Origin of the sequence: Micromonospora sp. NPDC049044, from assembly GCF_040649215.1 — a bacterium.
GTDB lineage: Bacteria > Actinomycetota > Actinomycetes > Mycobacteriales > Micromonosporaceae > Micromonospora.
In genome coordinates, this window is sequence record NZ_JBEZFA010000021.1 from 58,498 (window position 1) to 85,001 (window position 26,504).

The 26,504-nt window shown below is 71.7% G+C and carries 26 protein-coding genes and 1 pseudogene; 12 read left to right on the forward strand and 15 right to left on the reverse strand.

Annotation, left to right across the window (positions count from 1 at the left end):
- Window positions 1-9: 9 nt before the first annotated feature.
- Both AB0B85_RS18855 and AB0B85_RS18860 read left to right on the forward strand, forming a co-directional pair.
- Window positions 10-198 carry a hypothetical protein gene (locus AB0B85_RS18855; RefSeq protein WP_357408892.1) on the forward strand — a complete coding sequence of 63 codons (189 nt, stop codon included), beginning with the start codon at window positions 10-12 and terminating at the stop codon, window positions 196-198.
- A 447-nt stretch (window positions 199-645) separates the two neighbouring features.
- Window positions 646-828 (forward strand): annotated as a pseudogene (locus AB0B85_RS18860) (phytochelatin synthase); the annotation flags it as partial.
- A 411-nt stretch (window positions 829-1,239) separates the two neighbouring features.
- On the opposite strand, the gene AB0B85_RS18865 reads toward AB0B85_RS18860, so the two are convergent.
- A complete protein-coding gene (locus AB0B85_RS18865; protein ID WP_357408894.1) occupies window positions 1,240-1,902 on the reverse strand; it encodes a DedA family protein in 663 nt (220 codons plus the stop codon).
- 266 nt (window positions 1,903-2,168) lie between these two features.
- Between AB0B85_RS18865 and AB0B85_RS18870 the strand changes: the two genes are divergently transcribed.
- Window positions 2,169-5,006, forward strand: a complete 2,838-nt coding sequence (locus AB0B85_RS18870; RefSeq protein WP_357408896.1) for an aconitate hydratase — start codon at window positions 2,169-2,171, stop codon at window positions 5,004-5,006.
- 106 nt (window positions 5,007-5,112) lie between these two features.
- Here AB0B85_RS18870 and AB0B85_RS18875 read toward each other — a convergent pair whose 3' ends face one another.
- Complete coding sequence (locus tag AB0B85_RS18875; RefSeq protein ID WP_357408898.1) at window positions 5,113-5,586, reverse strand: hypothetical protein; 474 nt, start codon at window positions 5,584-5,586, stop codon at window positions 5,113-5,115.
- An 86-nt stretch (window positions 5,587-5,672) separates the two neighbouring features.
- Between AB0B85_RS18875 and AB0B85_RS18880 the strand changes: the two genes are divergently transcribed.
- The gene (locus AB0B85_RS18880; RefSeq protein WP_357408900.1) at window positions 5,673-6,440 is read left to right on the forward strand and encodes a helix-turn-helix transcriptional regulator; all 768 of its coding nucleotides are present in this window, start codon (window positions 5,673-5,675) and stop codon (window positions 6,438-6,440) included.
- Window positions 6,431-6,619, forward strand: coding sequence for a DUF397 domain-containing protein (locus AB0B85_RS18885; protein ID WP_357408902.1), 189 nt, complete (start codon window positions 6,431-6,433; stop codon window positions 6,617-6,619). The genes AB0B85_RS18880 and AB0B85_RS18885 overlap by 10 nt, the downstream gene beginning before the upstream one ends.
- Window positions 6,620-6,646: 27 nt before the next feature.
- Here the strand turns inward: AB0B85_RS18885 and AB0B85_RS18890 are convergent, their stop codons facing one another.
- The 9 genes from AB0B85_RS18890 to AB0B85_RS18930 form a co-directional block, all read right to left on the reverse strand.
- A complete protein-coding gene (locus AB0B85_RS18890) occupies window positions 6,647-7,879 on the reverse strand; it encodes a sigma-70 family RNA polymerase sigma factor (RefSeq protein ID WP_357408904.1) in 1,233 nt (410 codons plus the stop codon).
- A gap of 29 nt (window positions 7,880-7,908) precedes the next feature.
- Window positions 7,909-8,244 carry a YciI family protein gene (locus AB0B85_RS18895; protein WP_357408906.1) on the reverse strand — a complete coding sequence of 112 codons (336 nt, stop codon included), beginning with the start codon at window positions 8,242-8,244 and terminating at the stop codon, window positions 7,909-7,911.
- An 85-nt stretch (window positions 8,245-8,329) separates the two neighbouring features.
- The gene (locus tag AB0B85_RS18900) at window positions 8,330-8,941 is read right to left on the reverse strand and encodes an ATP/GTP-binding protein (protein ID WP_357408908.1); all 612 of its coding nucleotides are present in this window, start codon (window positions 8,939-8,941) and stop codon (window positions 8,330-8,332) included.
- Window positions 8,922-9,308, reverse strand: a complete 387-nt coding sequence (locus tag AB0B85_RS18905) for a DUF742 domain-containing protein (RefSeq protein ID WP_030491536.1) — start codon at window positions 9,306-9,308, stop codon at window positions 8,922-8,924. Before AB0B85_RS18905 ends, AB0B85_RS18900 begins: the two co-directional genes overlap by 20 nt.
- A gap of 5 nt (window positions 9,309-9,313) precedes the next feature.
- On the reverse strand, window positions 9,314-9,733 hold the full coding sequence (locus AB0B85_RS18910) for a roadblock/LC7 domain-containing protein (RefSeq protein WP_355032793.1): 420 nt from the start codon (window positions 9,731-9,733) through the stop codon (window positions 9,314-9,316).
- Between the two features lie 89 nt (window positions 9,734-9,822).
- The gene (locus AB0B85_RS18915) at window positions 9,823-12,441 is read right to left on the reverse strand and encodes a nitrate- and nitrite sensing domain-containing protein (protein ID WP_357408911.1); all 2,619 of its coding nucleotides are present in this window, start codon (window positions 12,439-12,441) and stop codon (window positions 9,823-9,825) included.
- A gap of 111 nt (window positions 12,442-12,552) precedes the next feature.
- Window positions 12,553-14,169, reverse strand: a complete 1,617-nt coding sequence (locus AB0B85_RS18920; RefSeq protein ID WP_357408913.1) for a prenyltransferase/squalene oxidase repeat-containing protein — start codon at window positions 14,167-14,169, stop codon at window positions 12,553-12,555.
- Window positions 14,166-15,077 (reverse strand): terpene synthase family protein, encoded by a 912-nt coding sequence (locus AB0B85_RS18925; protein WP_357408915.1) that lies wholly within the window; start codon window positions 15,075-15,077, stop codon window positions 14,166-14,168. The genes AB0B85_RS18920 and AB0B85_RS18925 overlap by 4 nt, the downstream gene beginning before the upstream one ends.
- Window positions 15,074-16,393, reverse strand: coding sequence for a cytochrome P450 (locus AB0B85_RS18930; RefSeq protein ID WP_357408917.1), 1,320 nt, complete (start codon window positions 16,391-16,393; stop codon window positions 15,074-15,076). The genes AB0B85_RS18925 and AB0B85_RS18930 overlap by 4 nt, the downstream gene beginning before the upstream one ends.
- A gap of 453 nt (window positions 16,394-16,846) precedes the next feature.
- Between AB0B85_RS18930 and AB0B85_RS18935 the strand changes: the two genes are divergently transcribed.
- The gene (locus tag AB0B85_RS18935) at window positions 16,847-17,095 is read left to right on the forward strand and encodes a DUF2630 family protein (protein ID WP_357408919.1); all 249 of its coding nucleotides are present in this window, start codon (window positions 16,847-16,849) and stop codon (window positions 17,093-17,095) included.
- Window positions 17,096-17,137: 42 nt separating this feature from the next.
- Here AB0B85_RS18935 and AB0B85_RS18940 read toward each other — a convergent pair whose 3' ends face one another.
- The 3 genes from AB0B85_RS18940 to AB0B85_RS18950 form a co-directional block, all read right to left on the reverse strand.
- Entirely contained in the window at window positions 17,138-18,070 is a 933-nt protein-coding gene (locus tag AB0B85_RS18940) for an RIO1 family regulatory kinase/ATPase (RefSeq protein WP_357408921.1), read from the reverse strand.
- 189 nt (window positions 18,071-18,259) lie between these two features.
- Window positions 18,260-18,904 carry an HAD family hydrolase gene (locus tag AB0B85_RS18945; protein WP_357408924.1) on the reverse strand — a complete coding sequence of 215 codons (645 nt, stop codon included), beginning with the start codon at window positions 18,902-18,904 and terminating at the stop codon, window positions 18,260-18,262.
- Between the two features lie 65 nt (window positions 18,905-18,969).
- Entirely contained in the window at window positions 18,970-19,830 is an 861-nt protein-coding gene (locus tag AB0B85_RS18950; RefSeq protein ID WP_357408926.1) for a carbon-nitrogen hydrolase family protein, read from the reverse strand.
- Between the two features lie 78 nt (window positions 19,831-19,908).
- Here AB0B85_RS18950 and AB0B85_RS18955 point away from each other — a divergent pair, with 78 nt between their 5' ends.
- From AB0B85_RS18955 to mug, 6 genes are all read left to right on the forward strand, one after another.
- The gene (locus tag AB0B85_RS18955; protein ID WP_357408928.1) at window positions 19,909-20,481 is read left to right on the forward strand and encodes a helix-turn-helix domain-containing protein; all 573 of its coding nucleotides are present in this window, start codon (window positions 19,909-19,911) and stop codon (window positions 20,479-20,481) included.
- Between the two features lie 81 nt (window positions 20,482-20,562).
- Window positions 20,563-21,495, forward strand: a complete 933-nt coding sequence (locus AB0B85_RS18960) for a TIGR04222 domain-containing membrane protein (protein WP_357408930.1) — start codon at window positions 20,563-20,565, stop codon at window positions 21,493-21,495.
- Window positions 21,492-22,310 carry a DUF692 domain-containing protein gene (locus tag AB0B85_RS18965; RefSeq protein ID WP_357408932.1) on the forward strand — a complete coding sequence of 273 codons (819 nt, stop codon included), beginning with the start codon at window positions 21,492-21,494 and terminating at the stop codon, window positions 22,308-22,310. The genes AB0B85_RS18960 and AB0B85_RS18965 overlap by 4 nt, the downstream gene beginning before the upstream one ends.
- Entirely contained in the window at window positions 22,307-22,834 is a 528-nt protein-coding gene (locus AB0B85_RS18970) for a hypothetical protein (protein WP_357408934.1), read from the forward strand. The genes AB0B85_RS18965 and AB0B85_RS18970 overlap by 4 nt, the downstream gene beginning before the upstream one ends.
- Window positions 22,825-23,586 carry an SDR family oxidoreductase gene (locus AB0B85_RS18975; protein WP_357408936.1) on the forward strand — a complete coding sequence of 254 codons (762 nt, stop codon included), beginning with the start codon at window positions 22,825-22,827 and terminating at the stop codon, window positions 23,584-23,586. The genes AB0B85_RS18970 and AB0B85_RS18975 overlap by 10 nt, the downstream gene beginning before the upstream one ends.
- A 227-nt stretch (window positions 23,587-23,813) precedes the next feature.
- Window positions 23,814-24,383 carry a G/U mismatch-specific DNA glycosylase gene (gene mug / locus AB0B85_RS18980; RefSeq protein ID WP_357408938.1) on the forward strand — a complete coding sequence of 190 codons (570 nt, stop codon included), beginning with the start codon at window positions 23,814-23,816 and terminating at the stop codon, window positions 24,381-24,383.
- 121 nt (window positions 24,384-24,504) lie between these two features.
- Here mug and AB0B85_RS18985 read toward each other — a convergent pair whose 3' ends face one another.
- Complete coding sequence (locus AB0B85_RS18985) at window positions 24,505-26,481, reverse strand: ABC transporter ATP-binding protein (protein ID WP_357409001.1); 1,977 nt, start codon at window positions 26,479-26,481, stop codon at window positions 24,505-24,507.
- Window positions 26,482-26,504 lie beyond the last annotated feature (23 nt).

A 26,504-nucleotide genomic window follows, 5' to 3' on the forward strand; every position in this document is an offset into this window, starting at 1 on the left:
CCTAGGCCGATGCGGCAAGGATTGCGGTGGTGGAAGATCCTCGGGCTGGCCGGCCTCGCCGGCGTGGCGGCCTCCGGCGTGGTCATCGCGCGGGCTGAACGGCGTCGACGCGCGTACACCCCGGAGGAGATCCGGCAGCGCCTGCGCGAACGCCACGCCCAGGCCGGCGACGCCGCGAAGCCCGCTGACACCGCCTGACCAGCCCACCCCGACCCTCCCCGGTGGACGTTCACCCCGCGGCGTGACATCGAGGCGGGGTCTCGGGCTCCCCTGATCCGCTCGATCCTGGTTGTAGTGGCCTCGTCGACGCATCAAGGGCCTATTTCCTGGACCGAGCACGATCATGTGGAGTGCTTCATCCCGGACGTGCCGTCGGCTGCGCCTCGGCCCTGCTCGTGCTCGGCCCTGCTCGTGCTCCGCCCTGCTCGTCCTCGGCCCTGCTCGTGTTCGCGCGGGTCGGTGCCTGGGCTCGAACGGCGCAGAGCGGCATGATCCACTCGTGTTTTGTGATGTCGGGGTATCCCCGGCATCGGGACAGCGCGGTTTCAAGGAATCCGAGTCGATCAAGCCGCATGGCCGTCGTGTCGGGTCAGGTGGACTGGCTGGCTGGGTGGTTCGCCGGATGTGGCGGGTGCTGTCGGGTGGTCGGGGACCGACGGTGGTATCCACTCCTTCGAGGGTGGGCACTACATCAGCGTCGTCGGCTACCGCGACAACGGCAACATCGTCAAGATCGCCGACTCCGCCAACCCGAACACCGCCTCGTACGAGGTGACCGTCGAGCACCTCGCCGACTGGATCGCCACCCGCGGCTACGCCACCAGCTAAGCAGCACCCACCGCCGAAGGGCCGGACCCCACCACGGGGACCGGCCCTTCGGCGTTGCCCACGTCAAAGAACGAACAAGATCCAGGCTAGTTCGAGCGATCGGGAGCGGCCCGCCTACTACACACGAGTCCTTTGGAGCTGATGCCGTAAACGAGTCACGACGAGCCGAGCCGAGCTGAGCCGAGCCGAACCGAGCCGAGCCGAGCCGAGCCGAACCGAGCTGAGCCGAGCCGAGCCGAGCCGAACCGAGCCGAGCAGATGATTCGTTGACGACATCAGCTCGAAAGGACACCCACCCACAAGCCCAGCCCGTATCCGGTCCGCACGCTCGCGGCACAACTCCGCGCGGCCGCCAGCCCTCAGCCGACCGAACGCCAGCGCCAGCGCCAGCGCCAGCGGTCAGGCACGGGCTCAGCGAGCGCGTGGCCCCAGGGGCTCCGCCGGCTCAACGTCCACCACCGGCTCGGCTGCCTCGATGCGGTGGGCCCGGCGGCGCAGCCACCAGGTGCTGCCCAGACCGGCGAGGACCGCGATGGCCAGCCCGGCCCAGGAGATGTCCTTGAGCCAGTGCTCGGCCGCCCGACCCACGCTGAACAACAGGTAGGTGGTGCCGAACGCCCAGACCAACCCGCCGGCGGCGTTGGCCAGCAGGAATCGCCGGTACGGCACGTGCAGCGCCCCGGCGAGCGGGCCGGCCAGGATCCGCAGCAGTGCCACGAAACGGCCGAAGAACACGGCCCAGACGCCGTAGCGGGCGAAGCTCTGCTCGGCCCGGACGAGTTGGGCGGGGCCGAGGTGGCGGGGGAAGCGCCGGCCCAGTCGGGCCAGCAGTGGTCGGCCCCCGCGACGGCCGACCGCGTACCCGATGGAGTCGCCGACGATCGCACCGGTGGCCGCGGCGGTGGCCACCCACTCCGGTTCGACCACACCCGTGGCGGCGAGCAGCGCGGAGCTGACCAGGACGATCTCGCCGGGCAGCGGGATGCCCATGCTCTCCACGCCGATGACGCCGCCCACAAGTAGATATACCGCGATCGGTGGCAGCGACACGAGCCAGTGCTGGACGTCGAACACGGTGACCCCTTCTCCGGCCGGGCTTCGAACCCTACCCGCGGCAACCGGCCCGAAGTGCCCTTCCGCACCCCGCATAAGGCGTCCTAGGAGGCTAGGTGTTGGCGTGGACCGGAGCCCGGCACTCGGGTTGCGCAAATAGCAAGACGGACGTACGGTTTTGTAGAGCGCGGAATCGGCGGTAAGTGTCACCTAACCTCGGCGGCACCCCGACCGGTGCGACAGACTGCTCAGGACTACTCACGGTCGCTGGTGTGAAGGAGTAGAACGTGGCGAGCCTCGACACCTTCGGTGCGAAGACCCAGCTACGCGTCGGAGACGCGAGCTACGAGATTTTCAAGATCGACAAGGTGGACGGCCACGCTCGGCTGCCGTACAGCCTGAAGATCCTGCTGGAGAACCTGCTGCGGACCGAGGACGGCGCGAACATCACCGCCGACCACATCCGCCAGCTCGGCGGGTGGGACTCCACCGCCGCCCCGAGCGTGGAGATCCAGTTCACCCCGGCGCGGGTCCTCATGCAGGACTTCACCGGTGTGCCCTGCGTGGTCGACCTGGCCACCATGCGCGAGGCCGTACGCGACCTGGGCGGCGACGCCACCAAGGTCAACCCCCTCGCCCCGGCCGAGCTGGTCATCGACCACTCGGTGATCGCCGACCTGTTCGGCCGCGAGGACGCGTTCGCCCGCAACGTCGAGCTGGAGTACGAGCGCAACAAGGAGCGCTACCAGTTCCTGCGCTGGGGCCAGACCGCGTTCAACGAGTTCAAGGTCGTCCCGCCGGGCACCGGCATCGTGCACCAGGTGAACATCGAGTACCTGGCCCGCACGATCATGGAGCGCAACGGCCAGGCGTACCCGGACACCGTGGTCGGCACCGACTCGCACACCACTATGGTCAACGGTCTGGGCGTGCTGGGCTGGGGCGTCGGCGGCATCGAGGCCGAGGCCGCGATGCTCGGCCAGCCGGTCAGCATGCTGATCCCCCGCGTGGTGGGCTTCAAGCTCTCCGGCGAGATGCCGGCCGGCACCACCGCCACCGACCTGGTGCTGACCATCACCGAGATGCTGCGCAAGCACGGTGTGGTCGGCAAGTTCGTGGAGTTCTACGGCCCCGGCGTGAGCGCCGTGCCGCTGGCCAACCGGGCCACCATCGGCAACATGTCCCCCGAGTACGGCTCCACCGTGGCGATCTTCCCGATCGACGCGGAGACGATCCGCTACCTGGAGCTGACCGGCCGCGACGCCGCGCAGGTCGCGCTGGTCGAGGCGTACGCCAAGGAGCAGGGCCTCTGGCACGACCCGGAGGCGGAGCCGGAGTACTCGGAGCGCCTGGAGCTGGACCTCGGCAGCATCGAGCCGTCCCTCGCCGGCCCGAAGCGCCCGCAGGACCGGGTGCCACTGGGTGCCGCGAAGACGCTGTTCCGCTCGGCGCTGACCGACTACGTCGCCGACGACTCGGCCGGCGAGCGTGACCTCAAGCCGGGCGTGGCCCGCGAGCAGCTGCCGGTGGGCGCCAACGGCCCCGCCGACGAGGCGAGCGCCGAGTCCTTCCCGGCCAGCGACCCGCCGGCCAACGAGTTCAGCGACCCGGCCGACGAGCCGCGCGACCTGGAGACGGCTGCTGTCGGCAGCGGCGGTCGGGCCAGCAACCCGGTCCGGGTGACCGGCAGCGACGGAGTCGAGTACGAGCTGGACCACGGTGCCGTGGTGATCGCCGCGATCACCTCCTGCACCAACACGTCCAACCCGCAGGTGATGATCGGTGCGGCGCTGCTGGCCCGCAACGCCGTCGACAAGGGCCTGACCCGCAAGCCGTGGGTCAAGACCACCCTGGCGCCCGGCTCGAAGGTCGTCATGGACTACTACGAGCGGGCCGGTCTCACGCCGTATCTGGACAAGCTCGGCTTCAACCTGGTCGGCTACGGCTGCACCACGTGCATCGGCAACTCGGGCCCGCTGCCCGAGGAGGTGTCCGCAGCGGTCAACGAGCACGACCTGTCGGTGGTCTCGGTGCTGTCGGGCAACCGGAACTTCGAGGGCCGGATCAACCCGGACGTCAAGATGAACTACCTGGCGTCTCCGCCGCTGGTGGTCGCCTACGCCCTGGCCGGCACGATGGACATCGACCTGGCCAACGAGCCGATCGGTGAGGACAGCGAGGGCAACCCGGTCTTCCTGCGGGAGATCTGGCCGAACAGCGCCGAGATCCAGGACGTCATCGCCCAGGCGATCGGCGCGACCGGGTTCAGTGCCGCGTACGCCGACGTCTTCGCCGGTGACGAGCGGTGGCAGTCGCTGCCCACCCCGACGGGTGACACCTTCGCCTGGGAGAACGACTCCACCTACGTGCGTAAGCCCCCGTACTTCGAGGGCATGCAGCAGGAGCCGAGCCCGGTCGTGGACATCGCCGACGCCCGGGTGCTGGCCAAGCTGGGTGACTCGGTGACCACCGACCACATCTCGCCGGCCGGTGCGATCAAGGCCGACTCCCCGGCCGGCACGTACCTCGCCGAGCACGGCGTGCCGCGCCACGAGTTCAACTCGTACGGCTCCCGCCGCGGCAACCACGAGGTGATGATCCGGGGCACGTTCGCCAACATCCGGCTGCGTAACCAGCTGGTGCCCGGGGTGGAGGGCGGCTTCACCGTCAACCACCTCACCGGCGAGCAGACCTCGATCTACGACGCCTCCGTCGCCTACCAGGAGGCCGGCATCCCGCTGGTCGTGCTGGCCGGCAAGGAGTACGGTTCCGGCTCGTCGCGGGACTGGGCGGCCAAGGGCACCATGCTGCTGGGTGTCCGGGCGGTCATCGCCGAGTCGTACGAGCGGATCCACCGCTCCAACCTGATCGGCATGGGCGTGCTGCCGTTGCAGTTCCCGGTGGACGTCACCGCCGAGTCGCTCGGCCTCACCGGCACCGAGACGTTCACCATCACCGGGGTGACAGCGCTCAACGACGGGGAGACCCCGCGCACCGTGCAGGTCAGCACCGACACCGGTGTGGAGTTCGACGCCGTGGTGCGGATCGACACCCCGGGTGAGGCGGACTACTACCGGCACGGCGGCATCCTGCAGTACGTGCTGCGCCGCATGATCGCCAACTGATCGCGTACCGATCGTTGAAGGCCGCTCCCGCTTCGGCGGGGGCGGCCTTCGCCGTTCACGCCGAGGAAGGCGTGCGGTCAGGGCGGCGCGCCCCGTCCACCTCGGCTCAGCGCAGCCGCAGCGCGACAGCACGGGCCTCCTCGTCGGTCAGCGGCAGGAACCAGAGGAAACGGCGAACGATGGCTACCGGGTCGGGGCCACCCGGCTGACCGCGCAGGTCGCGGATCGCCCGGCGGGTGATCCGGGAGAACTCGGGGATCAGGGTGGCCCGACGGACGGCGTCCGTCGGGGTGGCCCGCAGTGTCGGGCAGGGCCAGTCCTGACCGCAGGCGTCGCAGGTCCAGAGTGGGCCGTCGGCGGTGTGCGCGACCGGCGGGCCACACCGGGGGCGCCAGCGTGCTTCGGGTACGACATTCGCGGCGCGACCGGGCCCGTGGTGTGCCGGACCGAGCAGCTCGTTCGGGCGGCGCGTGCCTGGGCGCGGCAGGTTCGGCCTGGCCGGAGACCGGCCGATGGTGGGCTTCTGGTGTTTCCGGGGCTTGTCCTCGCACATGCTGCGCTCCTCCTCGACGCTGTCCACACCACACCCTGCCGAGAGTTGCCAAGCAATCACACCGCGTAGAAGTATTGCCTCCTGACGTTTGGAACGTTCTGGAGGGCCTGGAGATGAATCGAGCCGTGCAGGCCGCGATGGTCGAGAAGGGCTACACGGCGGACAGTCTCGCTGCTGAGATTGGTGTCGATCCGAAGACGGCGGCGAAGTGGGCGAGCCGGGACCGAATTCCGCAGACTCGTCATCGCGCGCGGGTCGCCGAGTTGCTGGGTCGGGACGTCGAGGAGCTGTGGCCGGACGCGATGAAGCGGCGCACGCCGGCCTGGTTCCGGCCCTGGGCCGAGATCGAGCGCGAGGCGCTGTCGCTACGGTCATTTCAGCTCGCGTGGATACCGGGCCTTCTGCAGACGAAGGCGTACGCGCTGGCGACGCTGGTCGGCGAGGCGTTGACAGCGGCCGAGGCCGACGGGCTCGCCGAGGCACGGTTGAGCCGGCAGGCCGTCCTACGGCGGGAGCGCCCACCGCTGCTCGTCGCGGTCCTCGACGAGAGAATCCTCCGGCGCACCCTCGATGGCGACCGGGCCATGATGCGGGAGCAGTGCGAGCGGCTGGCCGAGCAGGCCACGCTGCCCAACGTGTCGCTGTTCGTGGTGCCCGCCGAGACCGGCATGTATCCCGGACTCGGTGGGCCGTTCACCATCGCCGAGATGCCGGACGGGGGACGGGTCGCCCACGTCGACAGCCAGGCGCAATCACAGCTCATCGACAAGACCGCCGACATTGCTACCCTGGACCGACGGTGGGAACGCATTCGCGACGGAGCCCTGTCACGGGCGCAGTCCCTCAACCTCCTCAGAGAAGCGGCAGCATCATGGACCTGACCGGCGCTCGGTGGCGTAAGAGCAGCAAGAGTGGCAACAACGGCGGCGACTGCGTCGAGGTGGCCGACAACCTTGCCGGCGTGATCGGCGTACGTGACTCCAAGGACCGAACCGGCCCGGCGCTGACCTTCGACCCGACCGCCTGGACCCGGTTCCTGGCGACGGTCAAGCGCGGCTGATCTCTCCCCGCCGCCCAGCGTCCCGCCTCAGCTGGCGAGTTCGGCCGCCCGGTCCAGCAACGCGCGGCGCTCGGCGGCAGCGGCGACGGTTGCCGCCGCCTGTCGGAACAGCGCGGCGGCGCGCGGTCGGTCACCCTGGCGGGCCACCAGATCGGCCTCCACCGCCACGGCGAGCGGGTGGCCGTCCAGCCCGCCCCCGGCACGCGCCGCGTCGAGCAGCAGCAACCCGGCGGCCGGCCCGTGTGCGTACCCGTGCGCGACAGCGCGGTTGAGTGCGATCACCGGTGAGGACCGGATGTCGGCAAGCGCGTCGTAAGCTGCCGCGATCGCCTGCCAATCCGTGTCGTCGACCGACGCGGCGGTGGCGTGGCAGGCGGCGATCCGGGCCTGCCAGGCGTACGGACCGTCGTGGCGTACCCGATCGAGGGCGGCCAGGCCCTCGGCGATGCCGGCGCGGTCCCACCGCGAGCGGTCCTGCCGGTGCAGGGTGAGCAGGGTGCCGGCGGCGTCGCGGCGGGCGTCCCGGCGGGAGTGCTGGAACAGGAACAGCGCCAGCAACGCGGCTACCTCGGACTGCTCGGGCATCAACCGGTCGAGCAGCCGGGCCAGCCGGACCGCCTCGGCGGCGAAGGCCGGCTCGCCGTCGGCGACATAGCCGCGGGTGAACAGCAGGTACAGCACGGCGAGGACACCGGGCAGCCGCTCGGTGAGCGCCGGCCCGGTCGGCACCCGGTACGGGATGCCGGCCTGCGCGATGCGGGTCCGGGCCCGGGTCAGCCGGCGGGTCATCGTCGACTCGCTGACCAGCAGGAGCCGGGCGATGTCGCCGGTCGGCACCCCGCAGACGGTACGCAGCGTCAGCGCCACCCGGGCCTCCATCGCGAGCGCCGGGTGACAGCAGGTGAAGATGAGCCGCAGCCGGTCGTCGACCACGTCCTCCCCCACCTCGGGCTCGGGCTGCGCGTCGGGCGGCGTGAGCAGCGCCAGGTCGTGCAGCTTGCGGCGCTCCACGGTGGCCCGCCGCAGCACGTCGAGCGCCCGGTTACGGGCCACCGTCATCAGCCAGCCGCCCGGGTTGGTCGGCACACCGTCGCCGGGCCAGCGCTCCAGCGCGACGGCGAGGGCCTCCTGCGCGCAGTCCTCGGCAAGCGACCAGTCCCCGGTCACCCGGATCAGGGTCGCGACGATCCGGGGGTACGCCTCGCCGCTCGCGGCGGCGACGGCCTCCGCCGCCGCGCCGGCCGAAGCCCGGGTACGCATCGGCCGGCGCTGCGAGGTGGACAACGCGGTCAGTCGGGCAGGTCCGCGAGCGGGCGCAACTCCAGACGCCCCTCGCGGGCCATCGGGTGGGCCCGGGCCACCTCGATCGCCTCGTCGAGGTCGGCACAGTCGAGCAGGTCGAAGCCCACGATCACCTCGGTGGTCTCCGCGAACGGCCCCTCGGAGACGAGCAGCTCACCGTCGCGTACCCGGACGGTGGTGGCCGCGGTGGTCGGTGCCAGCACGTCGCCGGTCAGGCGACGGCCGCGAGAGTCGTTCTCGGCCACCCACTTGTGGATGTCCGGCAGCTCGGTGGGGTCGGTGTCCGGCTCGGAGTCGCTGCACACGAACATCATGAACTTCATCTGGTCGCTCCCTGTTTTCTCGGGGTGTCGCCAGCATGACGATCGGCGGACAGCGTTCCGGACACCTCCCCCGAAAAATTCTGCGTCAGTCTCCGTTGGCGGCGCGGCGGCGGGCCTCGCGGGTCTTCATGGCGTGCTCCATCAGCGTGACGAGCACCTCCTTGCTGGACTCGCGCTGCCGGGCGTCGCAGAGCAGCACCGGCACCCCCGGGTCCAGGTTCAGCGCGGCCTGCACCTCGTCGAGCCGATACTTGCGGGACCCCTCGAAGCAGTTCACCGCGACCACGAACGGCGTGCCCCGGCCCTCGAAGTAGTCGATCGACGGGAAGCAGTCGGCGAGGCGGCGGGTGTCGGCAAGCACCACCGCACCGATGGCACCCAACGCCAACTCGTCCCAGACGAACCAGAACCGGTCCTGGCCGGGCGTACCAAACAGGTACAGCACCAGGTCGTCGCTGATGGTGATCCGGCCGAAGTCCATGGCCACGGTGGTGGTGGTCTTACCCTCCACCCCGGACAGGTCGTCGATGCCGACCCCCGACTCCGTCAGCACCTCCTCGGTGCGCAAGGGCCGGGTCTCGCTGACCGCACCGACCATGGTCGTCTTGCCCACGCCGAAGCCGCCAGCGACCAGGATCTTGATCGCGGTGGGCAGTGGGGTCGCTCCCGCCGGCCGGTCAGAGTGCCCGTAGTCCATTGATTACCGCCTCGAAGATGCTGTTGTCGGGAAGGCCGGCCGTGGTCTGCGGCTCGCGGACCTGCACCAGGCTGCGAGCCGCCAGGTCACCGAGGAGCACCCTGATGGTGCCCACCGGCAGGTCGAGATGGGCAGCGATCTCGGCGACGGACTGTATGCGTTGGCACAGCCCGACGATCGCCAGGTGCTCCGGACCGAGACCAACCTCCGGCGTCACCTCGGCTCGGGTCGCGGTGACCAGGGAGATCAGGTCGAACGTGCCGGTGACCGGTCGGGCCCGCCCGCGGGTCACCGCGTACGGGCGCACCACCGGACCCGCATGGTCATCCACCCACTGATGTTCTGCGGACTCTCCCTGGACCGTCATCACCGCTACCTCTCGCCGGCCGGCTGCTCGGTGCGCGACGGCGACGCGACGTACTTGCCGACGCGGGTGACAAGCATCGCCATCTCGTAGGCGATCAGTCCGACATCGGCGTCCTCGCTTGCCAACACCGCCAGGCAGGCGTTGCGGCCGGCCGCTGTGACGAACAGGAACGACGACTGCATCTCGATGATCGTCTGCTGCACCTGCCCCCCACCGAAGCGCTTACCGGCGCCCCGGGCCAGGCTCTGGATGCCGGCTGCCATCGCGGCGAGGTGCTCACCGTCGTCCCGGCTCAGCCCCTGGGAGGAGGCCATCAACAGACCGTCAGTGGAGAGCGCGACCGCGTGCTCGGCCTGCTTCACCCGGCCCACCAGGTCATCAAGCAACCACGTCAGGTCGGCACTCGAAGCCGTCTTCTGCGCCACTTCGTCGTCCTCTTCTCGCCCGGCTCATGCGCCGTACTCGTCTCGGGCTGACCGTCACTTCGTGCGAAGACCGCGTCCGCGGCGGACGGTCAGGTAGCGGTGGGGTCCTCGTCAGTAGGCTCGGACGCTTCCGTCGGCGGAGCACCGGGCGCACCGCCGAGCAGTCGCGCGGCGTCCGTCCGACCTCGCCGGGTGCCCGTCTGGTAGGAGCTCATCATGCGGCGCACCTGCTCCGGCGGACGTACCACGTCATCGTCGTCGGTCTCGCTGGTCGCTGGGTCGTCGCGCAGTTCGGGGACGATGTTCGCCTGCCGAACCCGGACCGGTAGGCCCGAGTTGGTCCGGTCGGCCTCGGCTCCGGCAGGCGCCGGTCCGCCGTCGAGACCGGGCTCGACGGCGCTGTCTGCGTGCTGGGCACTGTCGGCGGGCTCGACGGCGCTGTCCGTCCGCCGGAACGTGTCGACCGCGGGTAGGCCGGTGGGCACCGTGGGAGCCTCCAGGGCGGGTTGTCCCAGACCACGTCGGGCACGGATCGGCAGATCCGGAGAGGCCGACGTCGTTCGCTGTCGGGTGGGCAGGCCGGCCTCCGCGACATCCCCGTCGGCCTGCTGCGTCGGGGTGCTCTCCGCGGCCAGCGGCGCCTGCGCCACCGGATCCGGGCCAGGTGCCGCCGTGCCCGGCACCTGCGGCGCGGCGGCAAGCGCGACCGGCGCGAGGATGGCCGGACGGCTGCGCTTGTCGGCGTCGAGCGCGGCGGTGCCGCTCGCCGTCGACGGCAGCGCGATGGCCGAGGTGCCGGTCCGCAGTTCGCCGGAGTCCTCCGAGCCGGCGCCGGTCTCGGCGACCAGCTCCCGCGGAATCAGCACGACAGCCGTGGTGCCGCCGTACGCCGATTCCTTGAGCCGGACCCGTACGCCGTGCCGCTCGGTCAGCCGGCTCACCACGTAGAGCCCGAGCCGGGCGGCGTTTGCGAGGTTCAGCTCGGACTGGTCGACGATGCGGTGGTTCGCCGCGGCCAGGTCCTCCTCGCTCATGCCGAGGCCCCGGTCCTCGATCTCCAGGGCGAACCCGTTGGCCACCAGCTGCCCGCGCACCTCCACAGTGGTGTGCGGTGGCGAGAACGACAGGCCGTTCTCGATCAGCTCGGCGAGCAGGTGGATGATGTCGCCGACCGCGCGGCCGGCCAGCGAGACCGGCCCGAGTGGCAACACGTTGACGCGCGTGTAGTCCTCCACCTCGGCGACCGCGCCGCGCACCACGTCGACCATCGGCACGTTGCGCCGCCACGCGCGGCCGGGGGTGGAGCCGGAGAGCACGATCAGGTTTTCCGCGTTGCGCCGCATCCGGGTGGCCAGGTGGTCGACCCGGAACAGGTCCTCCAGCTCCTCGGCGTCGTGCTCGCGCCGCTCCATCGCGTCGAGCAGGGTGAGCTGGCGGTGCACCAACGCCTGGGTACGTCGGGCCAGGCTGAGGAAGACCTCGCGGACGTTGCGCCGCAGGTCGGCCTGCTCGACGGCGGTGCGGATCGCGGTCTCCTGGACCGCGTTGAAGGCCTTGCCGACCTGGCCGATCTCGTCGGTGCCGAATTCCAGGGGTGGCGCCTCGGCGGCCACGTCGACCTCTTCGCCGCGACCGAGCCGCTCGACCACGCCGGGCAGCCGCTCGTTGGCGAGGCGGAAGGCGGCTTCGCGCAGCCGTTCCAGTTGCCGCACCAGGGCGCGGGCGGTGGTGATGGACACGATGATCGACGCGATGACGGCGAGCAGACCGAGACCGGTGGCCAACGCCAGGCGGACGATGACGCCGACCGCGACCGGGGTGGCCCGGTCGACGACCCCGTCACCGCCGGCGAGTACGACGCCACTGATCTCGGTCAGCGCGGGGCCGGTGGTGTCGCTCCACTCCGTCGCGGTGACCGTCGGCCGGCCGGCGCCACTGCCCTCCATGAGCTGGTTTTCGAGGGCGGTCAGCCGGCCGAAGGTGGCACCTGTCGAGATCGCCTCGTAGCGACGCTGATCGGCGGCGGGGAGTCGGACCAGTGCCGAGGCGGCGATGAACTGTCGGGCGCCGACGAACCTGGTGAACTCCGCCCGCTCGGCCGGGGTGATCCGTCCGGCGGCGAGCACGCCGGCCAGCAGCGCGTCCTCCTGGGACAGCAACTCCCGAGACCGGTTGAGGTCGATCAGTGCGGCGGTGTCCTCGGCGACCTGGTCGTCGTCGAGGTTGCCGAGCGCGTCGTAGACCCGGAAGACCGACTCGATGACCCCGGTGAAGGTGGCGAGGGTCTCGGCCCGGTCGATGCTCCGCTCGTCGACCGCCGTACGGATCTTGCCCAGGTCACTCAGCCCGGAGGTGAGAGCCTTCATCCGCTGGTCGAGGGCGTCGCTGCCGAGCGCGCCCACCTGCCAGCTCTCGACGGACTTCTGGAACTCCACCCCGAACTGGTCGGTGCGCGCACGTGTCTCCACCAGGGCGGCGCGTTGGGCTTCGTCGGGGCGACCCAGGTACGCCGACGACAACCGGCGCTCCACCTGAAGTTGGATAAGCAGCGGTTCGAGGGGACCGGCGACCTTGCTGTCGAGGGTCTGCACACCGAGCAGGTTGACCCCGTCCCGGACGGTTACCCAGGCCGTGAAGCCCCAGAGCGCGACGAGCGAGACGAGCAGAGCAACGACCTTGGTACGCAGATTCGTACTGCGGGAACCCATTACACCGTCCCTGACGCGGCCTGTGTGAGTGTTCAGTCAGTAATGCGTCATGCATGCATCGACCCCGGCGCACGCTAGCAGCGTCCGGGGCAAATGCTCAAGCGCCGCGGATCATGTGACCGCCGTACAGGTCCGCAGCGGCGGTCGGTCCACATTGCTGACCAGGTCGTCTCTGGCCACTGCCAGTTGTCGGACGCCGAGTACGGCCGCCCGCACGATCAGCACCGGGGTGTAGAGATCCTTATCATGCCACAGTGGAGGGTGCTCGTGCCGATCGTCCACTTCGGCCAGTTGAGGAAACCCGCGAGCGATCGCCTCCGCCACCCCCGGCCGCACCGATCGACGCGTCCCGAGAAGCACGTGCAGGGCGTACGCGGTCTCCTCCACGGTGCCGGCGAAGCGCCCCCAGGTCCCGTCGGCCCGTTGGCTCGCGACCAGCCAGTCGATAGCGCGGTCCACTGCCGGTCCGGCGATGTCAGCCGGTGCGTACCGGTCGAGGGCCGTCACGACGCACGCTGTGGCGTAGTACGGCGACGCGTGCCAGCGGTCGGCCCAACAGCCGTCGGGCTGTTGCTCGTCGGCGAGCCACCCGGCCAACGCTGGCACCCGGCCGGCGTAGCGGCTCGCCCCCGCCGCAGTGTGCCGGGCGTGCCAGCCGAGCGCCTCCAGCACGTGCGCGTTAGTGGTGACCGACCGGCCGTCCTCCCCCCGCCAGGTGCAGAAGTGGGTGCCGGTGTCGAAAAGCAGCAGGCTGGCCGGGTCCACCGGGTGACCGAGTCGGGCGAGCACGTAGAGCGCGACAGAGGTGGTGTCCGCGTCGGCCGGCAACCCCGGGCCGGTCGCGACGCCCTGCGGCCCGAGGGCGGCGACCAACTCGGCGAGGAGCTTCGGCGCCGGCCGCAGCGGCACCCCCGCTCGGACCAGGTTGCTCAGGGTCCAGGCGCGCTCGAACACGGTGATCGGCGTGGTGCAGGGCACCGGTCCGTCGAGCGGACCGACGGCCGCCCGCAGATAGGCGAGCACCTCCGGGTCGGCGCCGGGCGTCGCCGGGTCGCCGAGCCAGGCCGCCGTGGCTGCCGGCGACGCCCCGATGGCCCCGGCGACCGGCGACACGCCGCCGTGCCGGTACGCGGCCGGCCCGAGCACCTCGAAGGCGTGCACCAGTTTCTGCGGCACCGGACGTCCGCTGGCCACCAGCGCGTGGACCGCGTCGAGCCGCCGCCGGTCGACACCGGCTATGGCACCGGGCCCGTCGGCGAACCACCGGTCGCCGCGGGCGGCGAAGAACGCGAGCTGGTAGTTGATCCGCTGCACCAGGGCCGGCACGATGAGGTCGGCGGCCGGTGTGTCCGGCAGCGACGTGCCCTGGCCGAGCCAGTCGGCGAGCACACCCAACCCGCGGCCGGCGGCGCTGGCCAGCCCGTCCGGGTCGGCGGCCCGGCCGTCCCGCAGCGTGCCGAGCAGCGCCTCGACCGCGCTCGCCGTCGGCACCACCGCGTAACCGCTGGGACCACCCCAACCGCCGTCGGCGCGCTGGGTGTCCAGCAGATAGCGCAGCCGCCGGTCGTGACCGGTGAGCCACGGCGCGTCGGCGACGACCCGGCCGGTCTCGTACACCGACGGGGTGACCCGGCCGGCCGGTTCGAGCACCATCGCGGAGTGCAGTTCCCGGACCGACGCGGCCACCGCCGGCTCGTGGCGGGCACCGGCGTCGGCCACGGCGGTCACGACACGCCCCAGAAGTCGGTCGACCGGTAGAAGCCCGAGCTGAAGCCGATCTGCCGGGCGAGGTAGTCGGCAGGTACCGGACAGCTGGCGCGCAGCGGTTCGAGCAGCTCGCGGGCCTCGGTCACCAGGTCGGCGATCCGGCGCTCGACGTCGGCCCGTTCCGGCACCAGCATCAACGCGTTGAGATCCCCCCACCGCTTGTCGCGTTCGTAGCTGGCCAGGTCGTTGACGAGTCGCAGGATCCGCTGCACCTGGTCGCTGGCCGCGACGAGCGCGTCGAGGTGGGCGAGGGTGGCGGGGTCGTCGGAGCGGATCCAGTGCACGACGTTGACCACCGTGCAGGCGAGATTGGCCGCGTTGGCCAGGTACTCGTCCAGGGTGGGCATCGCGCCGCTGCCGGCGGCCTGCTTCCAGTCCCACTCCCGCGCCATCGCGTCGAACATCGTCCGCAGCTCGGTGCGCCACACCGCCCCGTGGGTCGCGTACGCGGGCACGGCGGCCAGCTCGTCGCGCAGCTCGGCGAGAAAGCGGCCGAGTGGGTCGTCCGCCGCCGGTGGCCCGCCGTCGGCCACCGCGAGGCAGCTCGCCGTCAACCTGTCGATCTCGGCACGGCTACGCGCCTCGTGGTCGACGAGCCAGTCGACAGCGAAGCCCCAGAGCACGGCCCGGTTCGTGACCCGCAACTGGTCGAGGTCACAGCGGGGTGCCCCGAACGCGATCGCCATCGCGACGTTGCCGAACAGCGCCGGATCGAACGGTCGCGCCGGAAAGAGATCGGGGTACGCCGCGGCCCGCTCGGCCAGGTCACGTTGGCCCTTCGCGGCGAGGGCACAGATCCGGCCGTGTTCGGCGGCGAGTGCCATCTCGTCGCCACTGGTGGTCGGCAGCGACGGGAGCACTGTGGTCATACCGACGCGCTCCGTACCCGCCGCAGGGTCACCTCGACCCGCTCAAGGGGCCGTAGCGCGGCTGCCACCTTGACCCCGGGCACAGCCTGCCGCTGGAGGCGGAACCGGAAGCGGCTCAGCATGGTGGCCACGATCAGCATCGCCTCCAGATAGAACAGGTGCATGCCGATGCACTGGTGCGGGCCGCCACCGAACGGGAAGTACGCGTACCGGTGCCGGTTGCGGATCTGGTCCGGGTCGAAGCGGTCGGGGTCGAAGACCTCGGGCCGGTCCCAGAACGCGGACATCCGCTGGGTGATCAACGGGCTGACCACGACTGTCGCGCCGGCCTCGATGCGTACTCCGCCGATCACGTCGGCCTTGATCGTGCTGCGGGGAATGAGCCAGCCGATCGGGTAGAGCCGCAGCAACTCGTCGAGCACCTGCCGGGTGTAGCGCAGCTCGCGCAGGTGCTCGCGGCGGACCGGAGCGTCGCCGACCACCCGGTCGATCTCCTCGTACAGCCGCTCGGCGATCTGCTCGTTCTGGGCGATGTGCGGCCAGAGCCAGGTGAGGACGGTGATCGTGGTCTCGGTGGCGGTGGCGATCATGGCGACGGTGTTGTCCCGGACCTGTCGCTCGTCGAGCCGGCCACCATCGGCGGTGCGGCCCCGCCACAGCGTGGCGATGATGTCGTCGCCGTCGGACTCGGCGGTGGTGCGAGCGGCTCGGACGATCGGTAGCAGCATGTCGTCGATGAGTTGCACGGCCTGGTGAAAGGCCCGGTCGCCGGGCATCCGCACGGCCATCGGCGCCCACGGCACGATCAGCCGCGGCATCACCGACGAGGCGATCGCGTCCTGGGCGTCGATGAGGCGCATCGCCTGTGGCACCGTGATCTTGTCGCCGAAGAGGACGTGCGTGATCGCCGAACAGACGATCCGGGCCTGCGCGGTGCCCATGTCGACAGGTTGGCCGGCCCGGGCCGGCTCGTCCAACTCGTCGACGGCCTTCTCGATCGTTTCGGCGATCCCGTCCACAAGCGAGTCGATCCGCCGAGCGGTGAACAACGGTTGGAGTATCTCGCGGCCGTTCTTCCAGTGCTCGCCGTCGCCGAGGATGCTGTCGCCGAACAGCCGCTTCAGGGGACGCCACTGCAGGCCGTCGCCGGCCCGGACATAGTTGTCGGAATTTTCCCTCAGCACCCGCTGCAGATGCTCCGGTCGGGTGACCAGGTAGGGCCGGAACGAGCCCAGACTGAGCTTCACCACCTCGCCCTGCGACCGCTCGCCCACGTCGACCAGGGTGCGGGCCGGATCGCGAAACAGCTTGGGCACCACGTGACGCAGCGGGATCAGGCCCGCTCGTCGTGGCTGAACCGGCACTGGGTGAGGTGCTACCACGGAAACCGACTCTCCCTTGTGGAAACTCGGCGTTGCCGAATGACTCTGCTGAGTGAGGTTTTGTGGAGCATGCCATCGCTCAGCCGTCTACCTCTAGGCGCTTTACGTGAAATTTTCACACACAAGGATTGCGTCGCCGTAAGACCGGCGCGCCGCGACGTTCGCCTACCACAGATCTCGCAGGTGGCGGCGGTCCTGACCACCAGTCGACATTATTGATCTTCGATAGTGACAAACATCACCTTTGAGCCCGCCAATCGGGTCCCTCCCGACGTCGCCGACCCGGTCGGGGACCTGTCCCGCGCCGCGCCACCTGCGCCATGCCGGGCGACCCGGCGGAACCACCGAATCCGGGCGATACCCGCCCCCCTGTGCCAGGCTCTTGTCATGGACGACAAGACCATCCTGAACCGGATCACCGAGCTGGTCGACGAGGAACACAAGCTGCGGGCGGAGGCCCAGGCCCACGAGTCGGGCACCGAGGGCGAGGCGAGCGAGCGGCTGCGCGCCCTGGAGGAGTCCCTCGACCAGTGTTGGGACCTGCTGCGCCGCAGGCGGGCCGCCCGGGAAACCCACGGCGATCCGGACGCGCAGGGCGAACGACCCAAGCCCGAGGTGGAGCGCTACCTCCAGTAACCCCCGGCGGGTCGGGCGGCCGGGCCGCCCGACCCGCTCCGATCAGCGCAGGCCCGCCTCACGCAGCAGCTCGGCGGTCAACGCGCCGGGGTCGACCAGCTCGGCGGGCAGCCCACGGGCCGCGAACCAGGTGCCGACCACCCGTACGTCACGGGCCAGGAACTCCGGCCCCTGCGGGTTCGCCACCACGTCGACCACCTGCGGCAGATCGATCACCACCAGCCGACCCTGGTGCACGAGCAGGTTGTACGGCGACAGGTCGCCGTGCGCGTAGCCGGCCCGGGCCAGCACCCGCAGCGCCTCCACCAGCTGCGCCCACAGGTCGCGTAGCTCTGCCGGACCGGGTCGCAGTTGGGCCAGCCGGGGCGCCGCCTCCCCCGACGCGGCATCTCCGACGAACTCGAGCATCAACTCGGTGCCCCGCAGTTGCACCGGGTACGGCACGGCGATCCGGCCGTGCCCGGCGCTGAGCTCCCAGAGCCGGGCCAGAGCGGCGAACTCGGCGGCGGCCCACTGCCCGGCGATCATCTGCCGGCCGAACGCGGTCCGGCCGGCCATGGCCCGGTTCTCCCGGGAGCGGCGCACCCGGCGACCCTCCAGATAGCCGGCGTCGCGGTGGAACAGGCGGTGCTCGGGGTCGCGGTAACGCTTGACCGCCAGCAGACAGGACCGGTCGGTGTCGGGCACGGCCCGCCGGACCAGGTGGACGTCCGCCTCCTTGCCGGTCTTCAGCACACCCAACTCGGTGTCCTTGGCGGCCAACTCGGTGACCAGCCAGCCCGGGTGCGGCTGGGGACCGTGGACGGCATCGTCCCAGGACGACCAGCGTTCGCCGGTGTCCCGGTCCGGCTCGCTGTCCGGATCAGCGGGCGGCTCGGTGTGCCGCCCGCGCTTCAGAAACTGCGGTTCGTCGTCGTCGAAGCGGCTCTTGCCGCGGCTCCGGCGCTCCAGCGCCGGAAGGTCGTGATCGCGCACTGTGGTGAGGTTCCCTTGATCGAGACTGAAAGAGGCGGCTGGAAGCGACAGGCGAAGACGGCCATGACCGACCCCCTCTTTTCTCGACCGGGCACACACCCGGGTTGCACCATGCGCCGACAATGCTCACCGCGACCCGTCCCAGGGTCAATCGAATTACCGCAGCTACGCGCCGATCCGGCGGGAAGGTCAGCGGGCGAGAACGGTGGCGACCGCGGCGATCAGGCCGTCCGCGGTGCGGCTGGGCGCGAACCGGGTGTCCGACCAGGTGCGCCCCCGGTGCAGCCAGACGCTTGGCAGCCCGACCGCTGCGGCGCCACCGATGTCCGCCTCCGGGCTGTCACCGACCACCCAGGCGCCGCGCAGCGGCATCCGGACCCGCTGGGCGGCGAGCGCGAAGATCCGCGGGTTGGGCTTGCTGACCCCGCACTCCTCGGAGATCACCCAGTCCGCGACGTAGCGGTCCAGGCCGGTCCGGCGAATCTTGGCGTCGTCGACACGTACCGTGCCGTTGCACACCACCACCGGCACCCAGCCGGCGTCGTCGGCGATCCGCAGCGCGCAGGCGGTCAGCGGGTCCAGCCGGGTCTGCTCCACCACCCCGTCGTGCAGCTCCTCCACCAGGTCGATCGACGGGACGCGCAGCTCGTAGCGGTCCCGGATGGCGTCGGCGAGATCCCAACGGTCGGTGAGCCCGTCGGCGTCGATCGAGACCAGCCAGTCGATGTCGGTGGGGGGCGCGCCGATGCCGTCCAGGAAGCGCTCACCCCAGCGGCGGAACGGCCCGGCCCGGTCCAGCAGGGTGTTGTCCAGGTCCAGCAGGAGCAGTGGCACTCGGGCACCCTACGGGACCGACGTGTCCGCCAACAGATGCAGCGGGTACCGACCTGACGATGTGCTCAGCCGGACATCGACGACCGGGGGCCGCCCTGGTCCGCGAGCCGATCGGCGAGCATCGAATGAGCCGACCGGGTGGCCGCGAGCACCGCCGGGTCCAGCGTCGCCACCAGCACCGCCGTGCCGTCGTCGGCACCCCGCTCCAGCACCCGGCCCTGCGGGTCGTAGATCGCCGCGCCGCCGTTGAACCGCCACGGGTCGACGCCGCCTACCGCGTTGGCGAAGACCACGAACATCGTGTTGTCCAGGGCCCGCGCGGCGTAGTAGAGGTCCCTGCGGTGCTCGGAGCCGGCCAGGTATCCGCTGGGGCACAGGTAACCGTGCGCGCCGTCGAGGGCGGCGGCCCGGCCGTGCTCCGGGAAACATCCGTCGTAACAGATGCCCAGGCCGAGCCGCCAGTCGTCGACGAGCAGCGTGGCACCCCGGTCGCCGGCGCTGAACAGCTCCCGTTCGTCGCCCCACAACTGCTGCTTGTCGTAGCCGACCCGGACCACACCGGACCGGTCGACCACGAGCGCGGCGATGGTCCGCTGCCCGTGCGGATGCCGGGCGGCGGCACCGACAAGCACTGTGACGCCGGCCTCGCGCGCCGCGGCGCGCAGCGGGTCGAGCCGGGGATCCGCGACGCCACCGGCCGGATCGGCCGCGACGTCCGTGCCGGCCGGGTCGGCGGCGAGGGTCGGCGGGTGGTACGCGCAGAGGAACAGCTCCGGCAGCACGGCCACCCGGGCGCCCCGATCGGCGGCTCGGCGCACCAGTTCGGCGGCGGCGACTGCGTTTCCGGCGACGTCTCCCGGCGTGGGTGTGGCCTGGATGGCGGCCACGGTCAGCGGGGCGGTGGGCACGGTGCGGGGCGGGGTCACCGGGCGATGGTAGACGGCGACATTCCAAGCCGTACGTACGGTTTGCATGCCCGGGGGGTGACCTGCGACGATCTGGTCGTGCCCAGAGTAAGCCAGGACCAGCTCGACGCGCGCCGGCAGGAGATCCTCGCCGCCGCACGGGCGTGTTTCGCCCGGCTCGGCTACGAGGGAGCGACAGTACGCCGCCTCGAGGAGGCCACCGGCCTGTCCCGGGGGGCCATCTTCCACCACTTCCGGGACAAGGACTCGCTCTTCCTGGCCGTCGCCGAGGACGATGCCGCGGCCATGGTCGAGACGGTGGCCCGCAACGGTCTGGTGCAGGTGATGCGCGACCTGCTGGCCCGCGCTGTCTCGCCGGACACCACCGGCTGGCTGGGCAGCCAACTGGAGGTCTCCCGCCGGCTGCGCACCGACCCGGCGTTCGCCAAGCGCTGGGCCGAGCGGTCCGCGGCGATCGCCGAGGCCACCCGCGACCGGTTGGCCCGCCAGCGTGACGCGGGGGTGCTGCGCGAGGACGTCCCGATCGACGTGCTGGCCCAGTTCCTGGAGCTGGCCTACGACGGCCTGGTGCTGCACCTGGCGATGGGCCGACCCGCCGACGAGATGGGCCCGGTGCTCGACCTCGTGGAGGAGGCGGTCCGCCGGCACTGAGCCCACTGGCTGCGGTCTGTCGAGCGTGGCGACGCTGCTCCACAATGGGGCCGCGGATCCCTCCGGTGACAGGAGCAGTCGATGATCGTTCACGCCGCGTCCGGCGACACCTGGGGCATCCCCGGCCCGACCTTCCTCCGCTTCTATTTGGTGGCGACCGCCGTGGTGGTGGCCGTCGCGGTGTACTACCGGATCCGGCTGGCGGCCGGGTCGAACGCCGCCACGACCGCTGATCCGCTCGGACCGCAGCAGGTCGCATACCTCAACGGTGGGCCCCGGCTCGCCGTACACGCCGCACTCGGCGGCCTGCGCGGCAGCGGCGCGATCGGTGTGCGACCGGACCGTCGACTGACCACCGTCGGTGCCGCGCCGACCGGCCTCACCCCACTGGACCAGGCCGTCCACTGGGCCGCGCACCAGCACGCCCGGGTCGGGGACCTACCGCGGGACGAGCGCGTACGCGGCGCGCTGCAGCAGCTCCGCGACGGCCTGGAGCAGCGGGGCCTGCTGACCGACGACGCGCAACGGGCGCGGGCCCGGTTCTGGACCACGATCCTGATCGCCCTGCTGGGCCTCGGTGTGCTCCGGCTCGTCTCCGGTCTGTTCAGCGGTCACCCGGTCGGTTACCTGCTGCTGACCCTTGTCGCGCTCCTGATCGTCACGCTCGTCCTGCGCCGGCCACCCGTGCTCACCCGGGCCGGTCGGGCCGCGCTGCGCGCCGTGCGCCGCGAGCACACCCACCTCGCCCCGGCGTCCGCGCCGGCCTACGCCACCTACGGGGCGGCCGGTGCGGCGATGGGTGTGGCCCTGTACGGCACCGCCTCGCTCTGGGCACTCGACCCGAGCTTCGCCGAGCAGGCCGAGATCCAACGTCAGGCCGCCGCCAGCAGCGGCTGGAGCGGCGGCTCCGACGGATCCTCGGGCGGTGGCGACAGCTCCGGTGGCAGCTCCTGCGGCGGCGGCAGCTCGTGCGGCGGCGGGGGCGGATGCGGCGGCGGGGGGTGCGGCGGATGACCGGGCCGACCGGGGTGGGCATCGGCTGGCGTCCGGAGATCGCCGGTTTCGTGGCCGAGCTGCCCGGGCTGCGCTTCGTCGAGGTGGTGGCCGAGGCGGTGCCCGCGTCCGGGCCGCTCCCGGCCGGGCTGGCCCGGCTGCGCGAGCGCGCGGTCACCGTCGTACCGCATGGGGTGCGGCTCTCCCTGGGCGGCGCGGAGCCGGTCGACCCGGCCCGGGTCGCCCACCTGGCCGCTGTCGCGCACCGGGTGGACGCGCCGCTGGTCAGCGAGCACATCGCGTTCGTCCGAGCGGGCGGCCTGGAGGCCGGCCACCTGCTGCCGCTGCCACGCAGCCGGGAGGCGGTCGCCGCGGTCTGCGCCAACGTGGCACGGGCCCAGGCCGAGCTGCCGGTGCCGATCGCGCTGGAACCGATCGCCGCGCTTGTCGACTGGCCCGACGACGAGTTGGACGAGGCGGACTTCCTCACCGAGATCCTCGACCGGACCGGCGCTCTGTTGCTGCTGGACGTGGCGAACGTGCACGCCAACGCCCGCAACCGGGGCACCGGCCCGCTGGCGTTGCTGGACCGGTTGCCGCTGGAGCGGGTCGCGTACGCCCACGTGGCCGGCGGCGCGGAGCACTGCGGCTTCTACCACGACACCCACACCGACCCGGTGTCGGCGGCGGTGCTGGAGCTGGTCGAGGCGCTCTGCGCCCGACGGCGTCCACCGGCGCTGCTGTTGGAACGCGACGGCCACTACCCACCGGCCGCCGAGCTGCGCGCCGAACTGGACGCCCTGGCCGCCGCCGCCGACTTCCCGGCCGTGACATGACCAGCGCCGATCCCCGCCCGGGGCTCGCCGAACGGCAGGCTGAACTGGTCGCGGCGCTGGTCGCCGGCGGGTCCCCACCGCCGGGATTCGCCCCGGCCCCACTGGCCGCCACCCGGGCCGCGTTGCTGCGCAAGCGGGCCGGCGACGTGGCCCGGCACTGGCCGCTGCTCGCCGCCGGCCTCGGTGCTGGCTGGTCGACGACCTTCGCCGAGTGGGCCGCCCGGCGACCCACCGCCGGGTCACTGCGCGACGGTTGGGACCTGGCCCGGTCGCTGCGCGACAAAGACGCACTCCCCCCGCCGGCCGCCGAGGAGCTGGCCGTCCGGGAGGCACGCCTGCGCTACGACGGGCGGCGAACGCCGCGCCCACGCCGGATGCCGGCGGTGGGCCGCGCCGGCGGAGCGGTGGCGGTGCAGATCGCCGGCCGGGTACGCCTGTTACGCCCCGCCCCGCGCCCATCGACGGTGGCCTCGGTTGGTGGCGACGACGTGCCGGATGCGGCAGGATCGACCTTATGGATCTAGGGCTGTCCGACCACGTGTACATCCTCACCGGAGCATCCCGCGGCCTGGGCTTCGCGACAGCGCAGTGCCTGGTCGCCGATGGGGCACGGGTGGTCCTGTCGGCCCGCAACCCGGACGCCGTGGCCGCCGCCGCGGCGCAGCTCGGCGGCCCGGAGCGCGCCGTCGGGCTGACCGCCGACCTGGCCGACCCGCAGGCGCCGGGGCAGCTCGTCGCCGCCGCCCAGGAGCACTTCGGCCGGCTCGACGGCGCGCTGATCTCGGTCGGCGGGCCACCGGCGGGCAACGCCGCGGCGATCACCGACGAGCAGTGGCGGCAATCCTTCGAGACCGTCTTTCTGGGCAGCGTCCGGGCGGTCCGCACGGTCGCCGCCGCGCTGCCCGAGGGCGGCGCGATCGGGTTGGTGCTCTCCACCTCGGCGCGTGGTCCGGTGCCTGGTCTCGGCATCTCCAACGGTCTGCGGCCCGGTCTGGTCGGCGCCGCCAAGGACATCGCCGACGACTACGGCCCGCGCGGCGTCCGCGTGGTCGGGCTGCTGCCCGGCCGGATCCTGACCGACCGCAACCGGGAGCTGTTCGCCGCCACCGGTGACCCCGAGCGCGCCCACGCCGAAGCCGAGGCCAGCATCCCGCTGCGCCGCCTCGGCGACCCGGCCGAGTTCGGCCGGGTCGCCGCGTTCGTGCTCTCCCCCGCCGCGAGCTACCTCACCGGGATCACAGTGCCGGTCGACGGCGGCGCGCTCCGCGGGCTGTGACCTCCGACGGGGGCCGACCCGCCCGTGCCGTGACGCCGCCCGAGCGGGCTCAGCCCGACCACCCGGTCGTTGATCGACTCGGCCTTGCCGTTGATCGACTCGGCCTTCAGGAAACCGGGCGGTCGACGCGACCAGGACACCCCGACTTCCAGGAACCCGAGTCGATCAGCGCGCGGCGCACCGGACGGCCGCCGGGACCCGGGGACCGGGCCGATCGTCACCCGACGGTGACGCCCCGGACAGCCCGTCCGACCCGGGCAGAGCTGGCCGCGGCCGCTGACCTGACGATCCCCGACGTCCTCGCGCCGGGGTTGGCGGTGCTCTTCGTCGGCATCAACCCCGGCCTCTGGTCGGCCGCCACCGGCTGGCACTTCGCCCGACCCGGCAACCGGTTCTGGCCCGCGCTGCACCGGGGCGGGTTCACCCCCCGGCTGCTGCACCCCAGCGAACAGGACGAGCTGCCCGCACTCGGGCTCGGCATCACCAACATGGCCGCCCGGGCCAGTGCCCGCGCGGACGAGCTGAGCAGCGAGGAACTCCTCGACGGTGCCGCGATCCTGACCGACAAGGTGGGCCGCTACCAGCCGCGCTGGGTGGCGGTGGTGGGGGTGACCGCGTACCGGATCGGTTTTCAGCGGCCGAAAGCCACCTTCGGGCCGCAGCCGGGATCACTGGCCGGCGCCCGGCTGTGGGTGCTGCCCAACCCCAGCGGCCTGAACGCGCACTTCACCCCGGTCACGCTGGGTGTGGCGTTCGCCGAGCTGCGGGTGGCGACCGGCCTGCCGGAACGGCGCTGATCGACTCGGCTTCCAGGAAGTCGGGCTGTCGACGTGACGAGGACACCCCGACTTCCAGGAACCTGGAGTCGGTCAGCGCGCACCGCGACCGCGACGGACCCGGCCCGGTGCCGGCGGGACGTCAGTTGGCGGCGGCGGGCGGCAGGGCTTCGTCGGCGACGTACGTGCCAAGGGGCATGACCACCGGCTCGGGCCCTGTCGCGTCGACGAACGGGGTGGGCGAGTCGGCGACCGCGAACTGGGTGCGGTACAGCTCGGCGTAGAGCCCGCCGACCGCGACCAGCTCGTCGTGCCGCCCCCGCTCGACGATCCGCCCGCCGTCGAGCACCAGGATCTGGTCGGCGTCGCGGACGGTGGAGAGCCGGTGCGCGATCACCAGGGCGGTACGACCGGCCAGCGCCACCGACAGCGCCCGCTGCACCGCCGCCTCGCTCTCCGAATCCAGGTGGGCGGTCGCCTCGTCGAGGATCACGATCGACGGGGCCTTGAGCAGCAGCCGGGCGATCGCGATGCGCTGCTTCTCGCCGCCGGAGAACCGGTAGCCGCGCTCGCCGACAGTCGTGTCCAGCCCGTCGGGCAGCGACCGGACCAGGTCTGCCACCTGGGCGCCGGCGAGCGCGGCCCAGATCTCGTCGTCGGTGGCGTCCGGCTTGGCGTAGCGCAGGTTCTCGGCGATGGTCTCGTGAAACAGGTGCGAATCCTGGGTGACCACGCCGATCTCGTCGCGCAGGGAGGCGAGCGTCGCGTCCCGCACGTCCACCCCGCCGACCAGCACCTGCCCGTCGGTGACGTCGTAGATCCGGGAGATGAGCATCGACAGCGTCGACTTGCCGGCCCCGGACGGGCCGACGAGGGCGACCATCTGCCCCGGCTCGACGCTGAAGGAGACGCCCTTGAGCACCGGTTCGTTCACCGTCCGGTCGAGGGTGGCGACCTCCTCCAGGGAGGCCAGTGAGATCTCGGCGGCGCTCGGGTAGCGGAATCGCACGTCGCGGAAGTCGACCCGGCCGGTGGCCCTGGGCACCGGCACGGCGTCGGGCTTCTCCACGATGCCCGGCTTCAGGTCGAGCACCTCGAAGACCCGGTCGAAGGAGACGAGCGCGCTCATCACGTCCACCCGCACGTTGGACAGTGCGGTGAGCGGACCGTACAGCCGGGTGAGCAGCAGCGCGAGCTTCACGACGGTGCCGGCACTGACCGCGCCGGCGACCGCCAGCCAACCACCGAGACCGTAGGTGAGCGCCTGGGCCAGTGAGGCGACAAGCAACATCGCCACGAAGAAGGTGCGGGAGTACATGGCCGACTGGATGCCGATGTCGCGGACCCGCTCGGCCCGGTCGGCGAACCGGCGGGCCTCGATCTCGGGCTGACCGAAGAGCTTCACCAGCAGCGCGCCGGCCACTCCGAACCGCTCCGTCATTGTCGCGTTCATCTTGGCGTCGAGGTTGTACGACTCCCGGGTGATCTCGGCCAGTCGCCTGCCGACCCGGCGAGCCGGGATGATGAACACCGGCAGCAGGATCAGCGACAGCACCGTGATCTGCCAGGACAGGATCAGCATCGCACCGGCGGTGAGCACCAGTTGAATGACGTTGCTGACCACCCCGGAGAGGGTGGAGGTGAACGCCCGTTGGGCGCCGAGCACGTCGTTGTTGAGCCGGCTCACCAGGGCGCCGGTCTGGGTGCGGGTGAAGAACTGCAACGGCATCCGCTGCACGTGGTCGTAGACCCGGGTGCGCAGGTCGAGGATGATGCCCTCGCCGATGCGGGCGGAGTACCAGCGCTGGGCGAGGGAGAAGAGCGCGTCGGCGACGGCCAACGCGGCGATGACCAGGGCGAGCTTGACGACTGTGGAGCCGGCCTGCGGCCCCCGGTCGGCGATCGCGTCGATGACCTCACCCGCGAGCAGCGGGGTCGCCACCCCGATCACCGCGGCGATCACCACGGTGGCCAGGAAGATGATGATGTCGCGCCGGTACGGTTGGGCGAAGGCCACGATGCGTCGGGCGACGCCGCGCTTGAGACGATGGCCGGAGACCTCGTCGCTGTTGCGCATCGACCGGAGCATGCTCCACCCGGCCATGCCACCGCCGGACATCGGGTTGGACATCGCTCGCCTCC

What these genes read in the sequence shown, in the direction of transcription:
- AB0B85_RS18965 (WP_357408932.1), top strand. Translation starts at nt 21,492, where the DNA reads ATGACCGGGCCGACCGGGGTGGGCATCGGCTGGCGTCCGGAGATCGCC.
- AB0B85_RS18970 (WP_357408934.1), top strand. Translation starts at nt 22,307, where the DNA reads ATGACCAGCGCCGATCCCCGCCCGGGGCTCGCCGAACGGCAGGCTGAA.
- AB0B85_RS18885 (WP_357408902.1), top strand. Translation starts at nt 6,431, where the DNA reads ATGGACCTGACCGGCGCTCGGTGGCGTAAGAGCAGCAAGAGTGGCAAC.
- AB0B85_RS18855 (WP_357408892.1), top strand. Translation starts at nt 10, where the DNA reads ATGCGGCAAGGATTGCGGTGGTGGAAGATCCTCGGGCTGGCCGGCCTC.
- AB0B85_RS18900 (WP_357408908.1), bottom strand. Translation starts at nt 8,941, where the DNA reads ATGGACTACGGGCACTCTGACCGGCCGGCGGGAGCGACCCCACTGCCC.
- AB0B85_RS18985 (WP_357409001.1), bottom strand. Translation starts at nt 26,481, where the DNA reads ATGTCCGGCGGTGGCATGGCCGGGTGGAGCATGCTCCGGTCGATGCGC.
- AB0B85_RS18880 (WP_357408900.1), top strand. Translation starts at nt 5,673, where the DNA reads ATGAATCGAGCCGTGCAGGCCGCGATGGTCGAGAAGGGCTACACGGCG.
- AB0B85_RS18975 (WP_357408936.1), top strand. Translation starts at nt 22,825, where the DNA reads ATGGATCTAGGGCTGTCCGACCACGTGTACATCCTCACCGGAGCATCC.
- AB0B85_RS18960 (WP_357408930.1), top strand. Translation starts at nt 20,563, where the DNA reads ATGATCGTTCACGCCGCGTCCGGCGACACCTGGGGCATCCCCGGCCCG.
- AB0B85_RS18935 (WP_357408919.1), top strand. Translation starts at nt 16,847, where the DNA reads ATGGACGACAAGACCATCCTGAACCGGATCACCGAGCTGGTCGACGAG.
- AB0B85_RS18895 (WP_357408906.1), bottom strand. Translation starts at nt 8,244, where the DNA reads ATGAAGTTCATGATGTTCGTGTGCAGCGACTCCGAGCCGGACACCGAC.
- AB0B85_RS18905 (WP_030491536.1), bottom strand. Translation starts at nt 9,308, where the DNA reads ATGACGGTCCAGGGAGAGTCCGCAGAACATCAGTGGGTGGATGACCAT.
- AB0B85_RS18915 (WP_357408911.1), bottom strand. Translation starts at nt 12,441, where the DNA reads ATGGGTTCCCGCAGTACGAATCTGCGTACCAAGGTCGTTGCTCTGCTC.
- AB0B85_RS18890 (WP_357408904.1), bottom strand. Translation starts at nt 7,879, where the DNA reads ATGCGTACCCGGGCTTCGGCCGGCGCGGCGGCGGAGGCCGTCGCCGCC.
- AB0B85_RS18925 (WP_357408915.1), bottom strand. Translation starts at nt 15,077, where the DNA reads ATGACCACAGTGCTCCCGTCGCTGCCGACCACCAGTGGCGACGAGATG.